The following is a 14245-nucleotide window of genomic DNA, read 5'->3' on the forward strand; positions in this document are numbered from 1 at the left end:
ATCCTGGTCATCCAGGGCCGGGAAGACATCCTCGCTCCCCCAGCAAACGCCCGGATCCTCAAGGAGGAGCTCGGCGCCCAGGTCTCCGTAATCGAGGCGCCCAACGCCGGTCACGCCATGCTTCCAGAACAGCCCCAGCTGATCGCGGACACAGTGATCACGTATGCGAAGAGCCTGGGATGAGGTCAGATCCGACCCGGGCGGCATGTGGGACTTCGCTTCCCTCCACTCACACGCCCGCGGCGCCGACCGTCGAAATCCCATGGGGGCCGCCATGGTCGAGGGGCGCTGGAGGGTGAGGGCGCGCAGACGTGCAACGCCCGTCATTGGAGGTTGAAGGATGGAGCTCAGTCCCTTTGTGGGTCGCAATGCGCCGGACCTTCTCGACAGGCAGGCCTTGCGCTTCGGTGACAAGCCGTTGCTGATCTGGAGCCCCGCCGAGGGTGAGACCAAGGCCTACAGCTATGCGGGATTCGCAGACGAGACCCGCGCCTACGCCGCAGGTCTGGCCGGCATGGGCGTGAAGCCTGGCGACGCCGTCATCATCCATCTCGACAATCATCCAGCCCTGCTGCTGGCCTGGTTCGCCTGCGCTCGGATCGGCGCGGTCGCGGTGACGACGAATACCCGGGCGACCCGGGACGAACTCGCCTATTTTGTCGAACACTCACGGGCCGTAGGTGCGATCACCAGTTCGGCCTATGCCGGCCTGCTCAAGAAGAGGGCGGCAAACTGTCGCTGGATTGTCTCCATCGATCCGACAGACCTGCCGGACGCCCAATCCCTGGACACATTGAGGGCTCCACTCGAGGCCTGCCCGACCTGGGAGGCGACGTCGGAGGCGCCCTGCAGCGTTATGTATACCTCCGGGACAACGGCGCGCCCGAAGGGTGTGGTCTGGACCCACGCGAATGTGCTGTGGGCGGCCAGGGCCAACGCCGCGCACTTCGGCCTCACGCCGGAGGACCGCTGCCTCGTCTTCCTGCCGCTATTCCACGCCGTTGCCCTGAGCTGGAACTTCCTCGGGACCCTGAATTCGGGAGGGAGCGTCGTCCTGATGCCGCGCTTCTCCGCGACCCGGTTCTGGGATGTAGCGGTGGCCCATGGATGCACGTGGGCCAACATGGTCGGCTTCACCCTGCAGGCGGTCTCTGGGCTGCCGGATCCGCCCTCTCACCGGTTCAGGACCTGGGTCTGCGCGGGAGACCTGAAGGCGGTCAGCTCCCGCTGGGGCATCCGGACGCTAGGCGCCTTCGGGATGACGGAGATGATCAGCCAGCCACTGAGCTCGGATCTGCATCACCCTGGGCCAGAGGGCGCAATGGGGCGGGTCAATCCCGGCTACCGGGTGGACCTGAGGCGTGAGGACGGACTTCCGCCTTCAGCGGGCGAGGTGGCCAGCCTCTGGATCAAGGGCCAGCCCGGCGTGACTATCTTCCAAGGCTATCTCCATGATTCTCAGGCCACTTCCGAGGCCTTCGACCCCGACGGGTGGTTCTGCACCGGCGATCAGGTCATCGCCGCCCCCGACGGTCACGCCTTCTACGCGGGGCGTACCAAGGACATCCTGAAGGTAGGAGCCGAGAACGTCGCCGCCGTCGAGATCGAGCAGGTCATCCTCGAGGTCGCGGGTGTCAGGGAAGCCGCAGTCGTCGGACTACCGGATCGAATGCTGGACGAGGTCCCTGTCGCCTTCGTCGTGATCCAGGGACGACCCGACGAGACGCTCGCCGCCATCCGGGCGCGGTGCCTGGAGCGTCTGGCCGACTTCAAGAGGCCGCGGAGCCTTCATGTGGTCGACGAGTTGCCAAAGGGGCTCCTGGACAAGGTCCTGAAACGTGAGCTCAGGGAACTGGCGGTGAGGCTCGCGGTTCCCGTGAACGATCCTGCCGAACGCCGGGGGTGATTGGCGTGGCCGAAGCGGACCCTTTCGCCGACATCCTGGGCCGGCTTTCGCTGCCGGTGATTGCCGCACCCATGCTTCGGGTCTCCGGTCTGCCGCTTGTCGAGGCCTGTTGCAAGGCGGGAGTGATTGGCGCTTTTCCGACGGCCAACTGTCGATCGCCGAACGAGCTGGACGACTGGCTGGGCCAGCTCCGAAGCCGACTCTCTCCTCGCGCGGCGCCCTTCTGCCCGAACCTGATCATGCGCAGCCCGACTCTCGGCGCAGATCTCGATCGCCTGATCGCCCATGGCGTGGAGATGGTGATCACCAGCGTCGGGTCGCCAGAGCCCGTCGTGGCGCCGCTTCACGCTGCAGGTTGCCTCGTTTTCGCGGACGTTGCTTCAGTACAACACGCCCGCAGGGCCATTGGGGCAGGTGCGGACGGACTCGTCCTCCTGACAGCCGGCGCCGGCGGCCAGACGGGTTGGGCCAATCCGTTCGCTTTCGTCCGAGCTGTCCGCACATTCTTTGATGGCCCACTGATACTTGCGGGTGGCCTGTCGGATGGCGCCTCCCTGCAGGCGGCGCAGGTCCTGGGGTGTGATCTCGGCTATATGGGAACGCGCTTCATCGCGACCCAGGAGAGCGCCGCGCCGGAGGCCTATAAGCAAATGCTGGTCGACAGCGGCATGGATGACGTGATCCTCACGCCCGCCTTCACAGGTCTACCAACGAGCATTCTACGCCCGTCAGTCCGGGCGGCGGGACTTGATCCTGAGGCCCTCGACCGCAATCCCGACCCGGACGTCGCCCGCGCCCTCTACGGCCCTGAGGGTGACGGTCCGAGGCGATGGCGAGACATCTGGAGTGCAGGGCACTCAGTCTCGGGTGTCCTGGGCGTTCCTAGTGTCGAGGAACTCGTGGGTCGCCTTTCCTCGGAGTACGCCGCGGAGCGCTCAATTCCTGACCGCCCTCCGACCACTCGGCCGGGTTGATCCTGGCGCCCCACCCTCAATCGCCATTAGGTCGCGGCACGTAAGCCCGAGAGGCGACCTAGTCCGGCCACCAGGCTTCGCCTTGATGAGTTCCCGCAGGTCTTCAAATCTAGGTCACCTGCCTGAGAAGCCATTGCCCCATGACGGAGATCAATTGTCTGCAGACTGCCCCCACCGCCACCCACCCTCCCGACATCCCTGCCTGAGCAGAGCGGTTCCGACATGTCGCGGAACCTGCGGGCCTATTCGCGCCTGAACCGTCTGCGGAGACGTCCCTTGGGGCGGGGTTCGAGGGCCGGTTCAGGCCCGGAACGAGGCGCGTCTCCGGGGCGGCTCAAGTCTGAACCCACTTGTAGTGATGCCAGCCGGCGTCGAGGTCGAAGCGCCCCGAACGTCTCAGGAGTCGATGAAAACCCGATCGACGACGATGTCGTCGGCCCGGGCCCTGGCCTGCGCCATGTCATAGGCGGTCTGCATGCGCATCAAGGTATCGGCCCTGACGCCGAACGCCTTCTCGAACCGGATCGCCATGTCGGCGGACGGCGCGGTGTGGCCATTGAAGAGGTTGCTGAGGGTCTGGCGGGTCACATGGAAGGCGGCGGCGAGGCGATTGATGCTCACGCCGTGAGGGTCGACGATCTCGCTTTTCAGCCAGTCACCGGGGTGAACCGCGAGGGAAGGATGCAGGGTCATGGCCATCAGTGATCATCCTCCAGGTCCAGGTCGGCCATTTTCGTTTCATCGATCCTGATGAAGGTCAGGCGCCAGTTCTTCGTCACGGTCATCGCCCGGCGACACCTGTTCCGCAGCCTGTGCGCTCTATTGCCAGAGGCTGAATCTTTCGGTCTCTAGTGAACAACAGCATCGGCTGTAGTTCTGAGGGCGTCACAAGGCTCACGTCGAGGGGCTCGAGCAAGACTCGCGACCTCCGCCGGTTTGGCCCAGTCTCACTTCTGGGTTGGGGGTGGTTATGTCAGGAACCGTGGTGGACCCTCAGGATGGTGGTCCTGAGCCATCGGTCGCGTCGGAACAGAAAGGCGACAATAGTCTCCTTTCCGACACGATGCAGACGGCATTGGAGCTTGCGCGAGACCGACTTCTCGACCGGTCTTTGCGGAACAGGCTCATCAATACCCCCTTGAAATCGGGCAAGGCGCGGCAGGTCCGCATCTTCGACGAACTGAGCGATCAAGTCTTTGCCCGCCTCCGCAGCAGAGGTGCGTTTACGTTTGCACACGGCCGCGGCGAGGATGCCGAAGATCAAGGCCAGACCGGGCTGGCCGAAGCGAGCGCGGACTCAGATCGCCACTCGAACACCAGGCTTCAAACACAGATGACCTTGGATGGGCTGCAGAAGCGCCTTCTGAGCCTCTACCATGAAGGCCGTACGCTTGAGGAGGAGCAGGGGGTCAACGTCCTGTTCCTTGCGCTGGGATTCCTGGAGTGGCGTGAGGACGCCAGATCCGAGGTCGAGCGGTTCGCCCCTCTCCTGCTGCTGCCGGTCGAATTGATCCGGGAGGGAGCGCGCGATCGGTTCAGGCTCCAGGTTCGTGATGAGGATCTCATCACGAACCTGAGCCTGCAGGCCTGGCTGAAGGAAGAGTTCCGGGTCGAGCTTCCCGAGATTCCGGAGCGTGAGGATTGGAGCCCGAGTCAATACTTCGACGACGTTGCAAGTGCTGTTGAAGGCCTGGAAGGCTGGCGGGTCCACCAGAATGAGATGCTCCTCGGGTTTTTCTCCTTCTCGAAGTTCCTGCTTTGGCGGGACCTGAAGCCGGACAGCTGGGGCGATGGCGTCCTGCTGGAAAACGGCCTCCTCAGGCAGCTATTGCTGCGTGATTTTGATGACGACGAGATCGCAGATACCCCTCTGATCGCCGAGGATGATCGGCTTGATCAGGTTTTTACGCCTGCCGAACTGATCCATGTCACGGACGCGGACAGTTCCCAGGCCATCGCGATCCAGGAGGTTCTGGCCGGCAAGAACCTCGTGATCCAGGGACCGCCCGGCACGGGCAAGTCGCAGACAATTACCAACATCGTCGCCGGCGCCGTGGCCAGCGGGAAATCCGTTCTCTTCGTGGCTGAGAAGATGGCGGCGCTGGAAGTCGTGCACGAGCGGTTGGCGGCGGCGAAGCTGGGACCCATCTGCCTCGAACTTCACAGCCGAAAGTCGTCAAAGAGCTCTGTGCTCGAACAGCTTCGGAAGGGCCAGAACACCGCACCCCCGCCGATGTGGGCTGAGTCCGCTTTCGCCGCGCTCGGTGAGACGCAGACACGGCTTCGCAGCCATTCCGACCTGCTTCACACGCCCGATCCGCTCGGATTCACTCCTTTCAGGCTCATGGGTGAGATTTCGTTTCTGAGGGGCGCCGGAGCGCCAACGCCGGACTTCCAACTTCCGAACGCCGCAGAATGGACTCCGGCCCGCGTGGAGGACGTCCGGCGCGAGGCGTCGCTGGTCGCCGGTCGCCTTCTGACGTCCGGGACTCCGGCGCTTCACCCCTGGCGGGGCGTTGGCGTTCCATCGCCAGATCCGCTGGCCCGTGACCGCCTGAGACCACGGATCGCGGGCTGCAGAGAAGCCGCAACAGCGCTTGTTGAAGAGGTCAATGCAGTCCGGCGACGACTTACCGTTCCTGGTGAATTTCCACTCCGTCGAATGCCGGATTGGCTGGATGCGCTCAATCTGATTGCAACTCGCCCTGCCGGATTCGAGGAGATCATCGCCGATGGTCGTTGGCGCAACGTCCTCGCGGAGATTGGTGTCGCTGTCCAGAACGGGCTCCGGCTCGCGAGTCTTGAGGCCGTCGTAACCCAGGCCTTCCGTCCAGACGCCCTTGAGCGGGACTGGTCGCAGGTCCGCGTTGTCATTGCGGGCCGCGGCGACTCCATCTTCAGGTTCCTCTCGAAGTCCTACCGGGACGCCGTCGCAGAGGTGCGCGGACACTGGAGTGGCGTCTGGCCGAAACAAGGCCGGATCCGGCTGGAAAAGCTCGACGCCCTGATTGAACTCAAGCAGGTCCGAGCCACAATCCTTTCCCTTGGTGAGAGGGTGGAACCGGTGCTGGGGTCGCACTGGCGCGGCCTCCATTCGGACTGGGAGCGACTGGCGGAACTGGCCGCCTGGTTGCCGAGGCTGGTTCATGCCGAGGAGATCCTCGGCATCCGCCTTCCGATGCTCCCTTCCAAAGAGGCTCAGGACCTCGCGGATCGCCTTGGGCGTGCAGGCGAGGCTGCGGAGGCTGCGTTTGGCGATGCAGTCGAAGCCCTGAAACTGGACCTGAATCTGGCCTTCGAGGAAGCCGACCTGCGGGAGGTTCCGTGCGAGCTGCTGCTTGCGACGGCGATCCAGTGGTCCGAGAATTTCGCTTCCCTAGTCGACTGGACTGCGGCGCGGGACGGCTTGGCCTGGATTCGGCAGCTTGGCTGTCCACGGCTTGCCGAAGGCGCCTACGCCGGTCGCGTGGCGCCCGCTCAGCTCGAGCCGATTCTTGCCCTTGCGATCTTCGAGGCGAAGTGGAACCGGCTTCGCTCGCAAAATCCGGAGCTTGGCGAAGTGCTCGGGGATGAACTCGATCGTCTCCTCAAGCGGTTCAGGACTGCGGATAAAGACCGGATACGGCTGGCTTCGGACCAGGTCTCCCGAGCCCATATCGACCGGCGTCCGACGGGGTCGACGGGCGCGATGGGCATCCTTGCCGATGAGCTCAGAAAGCAACGCAATCATATGCCCGTGCGAAAGCTTATGCTGAAGGCTGGCGAAGCTGTGCAGCGCATCAAGCCCGTCTTCCTCATGAGCCCGCTCTCGGTGGCCCAGTATCTGCAGCCGATGGCCCTGGAATTTGATCTGCTTGTCATCGACGAGGCGAGCCAGGTGCGTCCCGAGGACGCTCTCGGCGCAATTGCGCGCTGCCGGCAGTTCGTGGTCGTGGGTGATGATCGGCAGTTGCCTCCGACCAACTTCTTTAACCGCCTCATCAATGATGAGGGGGCGGATGACGAGGAGGATGACCTTCCTGCCGGCTCACCCCGAAAGGCGGCCATCAAGGATGTGGAAAGCATCCTGAACCTCTGCGCGCCGCGATTTCCGGAGCGGATGCTGAAGTGGCACTACCGCAGCGAGCATCCGGCTCTGATCGCGACCTCGAACCGGAATTTTTATCGCGGCGAACTCATGCTGCCTCCCTCAATCGTCGCCAGAACGACGGACGGGGATACGGGCCTCGTCTTCCGGCCTGTACCCGAGGGCGGCTATGAGCGTGGCAAGACGGCACGAAATGAAGTTGAGGCGGGTCTCATCGCAAGGGCGGCGCTCGAGCATGCGCGGCGCAGCCCGGAGCTATCCCTCGGCATCGGCGCCTTTTCGGTCGCGCAGCGTGACTGCATACGCGACCAGGTCGACGAGCTTGCCCGGAAGCACCCGGAGCTAGAGGCTCTGATGAAGCCCTCCGGCGACCGGAAGGAGCTCTTCATCAAGAACCTGGAGAATATCCAGGGCGACGAGCGGGACGTCATCTTCATTTCCGTGGGTTACGGTCGGGACGCCAACGGAAAACTCACCCAGAACTTCGGACCTGTGGGGCGTGATGGCGGCGAGCGCCGCCTGAACGTGTTGATCACCCGCGCCCGGAAGCGATGCGAAGTGTTCTCCTCGATCGTGGCGGAGGACATTCGCCTCGACGGCGCTGGCAAGCCGGGCGTCCGGGCCCTGCAGGAATTCCTGAAGCTCGCCAAAGACGGTTATGCAGCAGTCGCCACAGAGACCGAACGGGGGTTCGACTCGCCATTCGAGGAAGACGTGGCGCAGGCTGTTCGCGGCCTTGGCTATGAAGTGCGGCCGCAGGTTGGCATGGCTGGCTTCTTCGTCGATCTGGCGGTGATCGATCCCTGCGACGAGGGTCGCTACCTGCTCGGCATCGAATGTGACGGGGCGGCCTACCATTCATCCCGCTACGCACGGGACCGGGATCGTTTGCGGCAGATGATCCTTGAGAACCGCGGTTGGCGGCTGCATCGCATCTGGTCCACAGACTGGTTCTACAAGCGCGAGCGCGAGATCGAGAGAATCGGGAACTCGATCCGGGCGGCGCTTGCAGGTGAACGGCCGGCCAGGTCCGATGATCCAAAGCCGTCGGATCCAGACGAGGATCACCACGATCAGGTGGGCGACGAGGTCGGGGACGGAGGGTTCCTGCCGTCTTCCGGGCCTAATCGGCTTGATCCCTACCTGAAGGCCGAATTCCGTGTGTCCGACGGCGCCGCCAAACCGCAGGACTTCGGTCTCGCTCAAGTCGCCTCCTGGATGCTCCGCATCGTGGAGCAGGAACAACCCATCCATTCGGAGGAGGCGGGTCGACGGCTTGCCGCGATTTGCGGCCTGCAGCGCGCCGGAAACGTCGTCCAACAGACGGCCCTTCGGGCGCTCCAGTACTGCGAACGGTCAGGGGAGATATCGCCTGAAGGCGACTTCTGGAGTCGGCCCGGCGCCACGATTTTCGGCAGGGACCGTGGGCAACTTTCAGCACAGGACACGGTGCGCAAACCCGCGATGATCGCGCCAGTCGAGTTCGAGGCCGCAGCCCGCCACGCCTTGCAGGAAAACCTCTCCATGACCGAGGAAGAGCTCATCACGGAGACCGCCCGGCTTTTGGGGTTTGCTCGCACCGGGCCGGACATTCGTTCGGCAATCGAGGAGGCGATCACCGAACGTCTGCTTCCAAACCTTGCGCGCGACCATCTCGGCAGGATCAAAGCCCCAGCCTGATTTGGCCGGCGTATGGACCGTATTGCGGCGGTTCGAGTGGCAGACCGCCTCGCTCACGACCGCCCACACCGCCCCCAACCCTCCCGACATCCCTGCCTGAGCAGACCGGTTCCGCCATGTCGCGGAACCTGTCGAACGTCTGTGCCTCCTGGATATCGAGCGGGATGCGGGCGCGAACCATCTTGGTCATGAGAATCGATTCTCCCCTGCGGCATTCAAGGCAATGCTCCAAAATTGGAGCCTGCTTGGGACACGCTCGGATGCATGCCCCTTCCGCTCAGGCCTTTCGGGCTGAGGGGCAGAGGAGCGTTGGGCGGCGACTACGGCATGCTATGGGCGGTCCGCTCCGGTCGCCGCCGGATGACTGCCATTCCAAATGTCGCCCGTTAGTCAGGACCTGAAATCCCTATCGCCTGTCATCCTTGCCTGAGGCTCAAGCCCCGCAGCCGCTTCGCCTTAAGCTCCGGCGCCGCCGAGGTGGGACGAGGCGAGATCGTAACCGCGACGCGTCGGCCCGGGTCCGGATCATGTCGCAGAGCGTTTGACATGGCCGCGATTGCGACTTATTCGCAATTTCATCATGCGTACCCTGTCTTTTCGTTCCGCCCTATGCCTCGCTGGCGCCATGGCTCTGGTCGGCGCCCCTGCAGCTCTTTCGGCCGAGGCCGCCGACGAGGCGCCGCTGCTCGACACCGTGATCGTCATCGGAGACCGAAGGGAGTTGCCCAACATCCCTGGCGCCGGCGCCACGATCGAGGCCGAAGACCTGCGCCGCATGCGACCCCTGACGGTCAACGAGGCGCTGCGTCAGGCGCCCGGCGTTTTCGCCCGCGACGAAGAAGGCATGGGGATGCGGCCCAATATCGGCATCCGGGGGCTCAATCCTACGCGATCCACCAAGGTCTTGTTGCTGGAAGACGGCCTGCCGCTCAGCTTCGCCCCCTACGGCGACAACGCCAGCTATTATCACCCGCCGATCCGCCGCTTCGAACGGATCGAGGTGCTGAAAGGGGCGAGTCAGATCCGGTTCGGCCCCCAGACCATCGGCGGGGTCATCAACTACGTCACGCCCGACGCCCGCACCGAGCCGGGCGGCCGGCTCACCTTCGCCGCCGGCGACAATGGGTATCTGGAGACCGACGCCAGCGTGGGCGGCGAGGTGCTGGGTTTCGCCACCCTGGCCCACATCAACACCACCCGTTCCGACAGCGCGCGCGACAACCAGCGCCTGCGGTTCGAGGACATTTATTTCAAGGCCGAGCGCGACCTGTCAGACGCCCATCGGCTGTCCCTGCGCCTATCGACGTTCGCCGAGGACAGTCAGCTCACCTATTCCGGCCTGACGGCGGCAGAGTTCTCCGCCAATCCGCGCGCCAATCCCTTCGCAAACGACTCCTTCACGAGCGACCACGTGGGAGCCTCCGCGACACATGGCTGGCGGGTCTCCGAGTCTCTCCAACTGAAGACGTCGATCCATTACGCTTGGTTCGATCGGGACTGGTGGCGCCAGTCTTCCAGCTCCAGTCAACGGCCCAACGACGCCAGCGATCCAGCCTGCGGCGGCATGGCCAATCTCGACACCACATGCGGCAACGAGGGCCGCCTGCGAGAGTATATTACCTGGGGCGCCGAGAGCCGCCTGACCTGGAAGGGCCCCGCCCTGGGCGCAGACGTGTCGGCGGAAGCTGGCCTGCGCTGGGCCAATGAGCGCCAGGCGCGCCTGCAGGTCAACGGCGACACGCCCCGCGCCCGTCGCGCCGGCGTCGGCCGTAATGCAGGCCTGATCGAAGACAATCTGCGCTATGCGAAGGCGATCGCCGGCTTCGCCACCGCCCGTCTGGCCTGGGGGCCGCTGTCGGTCAGTCCCGGTCTGCGAATTGAGAGCATCGAGTACGATCGGGTGAACCGGCTGACCGGCGTGCGCGGGTCCGCCTCGCTCAACGAGGTGATCCCCGGGCTTGGCGCCGCCTACGAGATGAACGACCGCTGGACCCTTTTCGGCGGCGTGCATCGCGGCTTCGCCCCGCCGCGCGTCGAGGACATCATCAACAACACCACTGGCGGTGCGGTCGACCTCGACGCGGAGATCTCCACCGCCTGGGAAGCCGGCTTGCGCGGTCAGCCGGTAGATGGTGTTCGCCTTGACGTGGCGGCGTTCCGGATGGACTTCGAGAACCAGATCGTCCCTGCCTCGGTCGCCGGGGGGCTCGGCGCGACCCTGACCAGCGCCGGCGAGACCCGACACTCGGGATTCGAAGCCAGCCTGCAGGCCTCGGCCCGGGAATTGGGCCTGTTGAACGGCGACGACCTCTTCGTTCGCGCCGCCCTGACTGTAGTGTCAGACGCCAAGTTCGTTGGCCGACGGCTCTCCAACGTGAGTGGCTTCACCAATGTGGTCGTCACCGGCAATCGTCTGCCATATGCGCCCAAGACGCTGTTTTCCGGAGCCGTCGGCTACGCCCGGGGTGACTGGTTCGAGGGGCAGATCGAGATCGTCCACACCGGCGAAATGTTCACCGATGATCTCAACACCCTCGCCCCGACCGCCAATGGCCAGCGCGGACGTATCCGACCCGCCACCATCTGGAACGCGACGATCAATCTCACCGCGCCGGACGGCCGCCTGGGCGGCTATCTGGCGGTGAAGAACCTGTTCGACGAGCTGACGATCGTGGATCGTTCTCGCGGGATCCTGCCCGGACCTCAGCGGACCTTTCAGGCGGGCCTGAGCTACGCCTTCTGATCCCGCACCATAGCCCAAGAGCCGTCGCGGGCGTTTTTCGGGCGTCGTCAAGTCAACCTGAGGCGGATGCTGCGGCCGCTGTCAGCCCAGCCTCAGCGCCCGGCGGCCGAGGCGCCTGAGATCGCCGTTCATGGCGAAGTTCCACAACCCGAACCGCGGCTTCGACATCCGCCACGAGACGGTCCGAAAGAGGGTGAACCGCTTGGACCCGATGGCCGCAGGAAGATCCGGTCAAGGTGCGTGGCGGCCCTCCGGAATCCGGGATTGCAGGTCCGGGGGGAGCCGGCCGGCCAATGGCGCTTACCCGGCCGTCCTGACCGCGTTGAGGGACCAGTCGTAGGTGGTGCGGGCGATCCGGCGGCTGGCCTTCAGCCGCGCCGCGAGCGGCGGCCGTGCAAAGCGCGCCAGATGCGCGATCACGGCGGCATCCGACGATCCGAAGTCCTCGGCGTACCACCTGTAGATCGAGGACACGACCAGGGCGTCGCCCTCGAAACGCACCGCCCGCGGATGATTGACATAGGTGCGGGCCGCCTCGTCGAGAGCGGCCTGGAGACTGGCCCCTCGCCAGGCCCGGCGCGGCAGGTCCGGACAGCTGAAGGAGGCGCAGTTGACCGCATAGTGAACGCGGGGGTCCCGCCAGGCCCTTCGAAGAATGTCATGCTCGATTGCATCGAGGGACAGGCTGGCGCTGCTGACCGTGATGCGCTCCTGGCGCCAGGGACCGGCGGCCAGCAGCGAGGGCCGGATGTCGCGGATCGATCGCACGGGGAAGGCGGCCAGCACCACATCGAGCGTGAGCGCATTGTAGAGGTTGGCCCAGTAGGCGAATTGCTCGGCCCGGGTCAGCGAGAGCGGATCGGCCCGGCTCAGTTCAGAAAGATACCGCTTCAGACGCCGGAGGTCGTTCGGCGAGGCCGCCCAGCCGGCGTAATCGACGCGAACGACGCCATCAGCCGCCAGACGCGCATAGGTCTCCAGCAAGGCGTCGAAGGCCGAGTGGTCGAGGACCTTCGATCCATGGGCGCCGGAGGTGAAGCGGTCGGTCGGCGCCGCCCGGGCGGGCCCCGCGGCAAGGCCGGCGAGCCCTCCGGCGATCAGCAGGCGTCGCCGGCTGAAGGTCTTTAAGCCCGGCTCCATGCCTTACTCCGTGGCGGACTTCGGCCTGAGGCCGAGCCGGTCGGCGATCACCCCGTCGATCAGGCGCTTCGGCAAGAGCCGCGGCAGCCACCAGTTCACCAGCGGCTGCGGCACGGGCGCATAGCGGGGCTTCGGACGGGCGGCGGTCAGCGCCTCCAGCACCACATCGGCGACGACGGAGGCCTCCAGCCCCTCCTCATCCATCGCGGCCAGGCTCTCCTCCAGCCGGGTGAGCGGGGCGGCCCAGCCCGTGCCTTCATAGCGCGACCGGTCGACGGCGGCGCCCTTGTCCCAGATCGGCGTCTTCACCGCGCCGGGCCCGACCACGATCACATCGACGCCCGTGAGCATGAGTTCGCGGCGCAGGCTTTCGGAATAGCCTTCCAGCCCATGCTTGGACGCGGCGTAGGCGGCGGTGAAGGGATAGCCGAACTTGCCCGACACCGAGGTGATGTTGACGATCCGGCCCTTGGGGCCCGCCGCGCCCGGTACGGCGCCGAGCAGGGGGCCGAAGGCCTGCACTGCCCGCATGGCGCCGACCAGATTGGTGTCGATCACGCGCTGGATCTCGTCGAGGGGCTGGCTCAATGCAGGACCCGGCAAGGCGACGCCGGCGTTGTTCACCAGGCCGCCAAGACGGCTCCCCGCAAGACGGGTCTCGATCTCGGCCGCAGCGCGGGCCAGGCTCGCGGCGTCCGTCACATCCGCCAGCACCGGCTCGACAAGCGCGCCGAAGGCCTCCGTCAGGGAGAGGGCGTCGGCCTCCTTGCGCACGGTCGGGAAGGTCCGCACGCCGGCCTTCGCCAGCCGCTCGACGCAGGCCCGTCCGATGCCGCTCGACGCGCCCGTCACCACCACCGGTCCGATCACGCTCATGCTCCTTCACCGCAGCGATCATTGTGGGCGGCCGGGGCCGCCTTGGCGCTCGCGCGCATCAGTCCGCCGACACGTTCCGAGCGCTCGCCGTATTGAGACATCCTCAGGCCCGCCGGATCTCGAACCGGACCGAGCCCAGCGGCAGCCCGTTCCAGGACACGACCGCCTCGTTCACGATCACGTCGGGGCCTGTCCGATAGATCAGATCGCGAAAGCCCAGGCGGGTCACGCTGCCGCGCGAACTTACATCGGCCAGGTACTCCAGCCGGATCAGCCCGTTGTCTTCCGTCACGGCGGCCACGCCGACCGTATCTTCCCGCCTGCCCGTCCAGCGGCCTGGCCCGGCCCGGTCAAACACCCAGGTCAGCCGGTTCGTCTCGCCATCCTCGTAGAAGAAGTCCTCCACCACGGTCAGGCGGTCTCCCTCCAGACGCCCGTCAAGGTCGGCGCGGAAGCGGCGATTGACCCGCGCAATGGGAAAGCTGAACACCCCCTCGCCCACCGTGCGCCCCAGGAAGGCCTCTTCCAGGGTCAGGGCGGCGGGCCGGGTCCGCGGCGCGGGCGGGCGGGTGGCGCATCCGGCGACCATCGCACCCGCGGTCAGGACCAGCGCACCCCGCCGCGTCGTCCTCGATGTCTCGATCATGGGCTTTCTCCTCGGGGGAAATTTAGACGAAACTCGCCTGAGAGAACAGGGGGAAGAAACGGTGGCGGGTGGTTCAGCCCCCGGGGGGCGAATGACGCCTTAAGGACCTGCCCGCAGGCCCGCCTCTGGGACAGGCTGCACTGCGCCATCAGACAAAGTCCGGATTGCCGTTCCCGCAGCACCCCTACGGTCT

Annotated in this window: 9 protein-coding genes; 5 read left to right on the forward strand and 4 right to left on the reverse strand. The window is 65.5% G+C overall.

The window, feature by feature from the left end; all coding sequences use genetic code 11:
- From INE98_RS13245 to INE98_RS13255, 3 genes are all read left to right on the forward strand, one after another.
- On the forward strand, positions 1-183 hold a 183-nt coding region (locus INE98_RS13245), incomplete at its 5' end, for an alpha/beta hydrolase (RefSeq protein ID WP_293539473.1).
- Positions 184-340: 157 nt separating this feature from the next.
- The gene (locus tag INE98_RS13250) at positions 341-1906 is read left to right on the forward strand and encodes an AMP-binding protein (protein ID WP_293539475.1); all 1566 of its coding nucleotides are present in this window, start codon (positions 341-343) and stop codon (positions 1904-1906) included.
- A 5-nt stretch (positions 1907-1911) separates the two neighbouring features.
- On the forward strand, positions 1912-2880 hold the full coding sequence (locus tag INE98_RS13255; RefSeq protein ID WP_293539477.1) for a nitronate monooxygenase: 969 nt from the start codon (positions 1912-1914) through the stop codon (positions 2878-2880).
- 396 nt (positions 2881-3276) lie between these two features.
- On the opposite strand, the gene INE98_RS13260 is transcribed toward INE98_RS13255, so the two are convergent.
- Entirely contained in the window at positions 3277-3579 is a 303-nt protein-coding gene (locus tag INE98_RS13260) for a HigA family addiction module antitoxin (RefSeq protein ID WP_293539478.1), read from the reverse strand.
- A gap of 364 nt (positions 3580-3943) precedes the next feature.
- Between INE98_RS13260 and INE98_RS13265 the strand changes: the two genes are divergently transcribed.
- Positions 3944-8647 carry a DUF3320 domain-containing protein gene (locus INE98_RS13265; RefSeq protein WP_293539480.1) on the forward strand — a complete coding sequence of 1568 codons (4704 nt, stop codon included), beginning with the start codon at positions 3944-3946 and terminating at the stop codon, positions 8645-8647.
- Between the two features lie 580 nt (positions 8648-9227).
- Complete coding sequence (locus tag INE98_RS13270) at positions 9228-11390, forward strand: TonB-dependent receptor (protein WP_293539481.1); 2163 nt, start codon at positions 9228-9230, stop codon at positions 11388-11390.
- A 300-nt stretch (positions 11391-11690) separates the two neighbouring features.
- On the opposite strand, the gene INE98_RS13275 is transcribed toward INE98_RS13270, so the two are convergent.
- From INE98_RS13275 to INE98_RS13285, 3 genes are all read right to left on the reverse strand, one after another.
- A complete protein-coding gene (locus tag INE98_RS13275; protein ID WP_293539483.1) occupies positions 11691-12530 on the reverse strand; it encodes a DUF547 domain-containing protein in 840 nt (279 codons plus the stop codon).
- 3 nt (positions 12531-12533) lie between these two features.
- Positions 12534-13406: an SDR family NAD(P)-dependent oxidoreductase gene (locus INE98_RS13280; RefSeq protein ID WP_293539485.1), complete on the reverse strand. Its 873-nt coding sequence runs from the start codon at positions 13404-13406 to the stop codon at positions 12534-12536.
- Positions 13407-13509: 103 nt separating this feature from the next.
- A complete protein-coding gene (locus tag INE98_RS13285; RefSeq protein WP_293512016.1) occupies positions 13510-14052 on the reverse strand; it encodes a DUF3833 family protein in 543 nt (180 codons plus the stop codon).
- Positions 14053-14245: the final 193 nt, after the last annotated feature.

Origin of the sequence: Phenylobacterium sp., from assembly GCF_020253645.1 — a bacterium.
GTDB lineage: Bacteria > Pseudomonadota > Alphaproteobacteria > Caulobacterales > Caulobacteraceae > Phenylobacterium.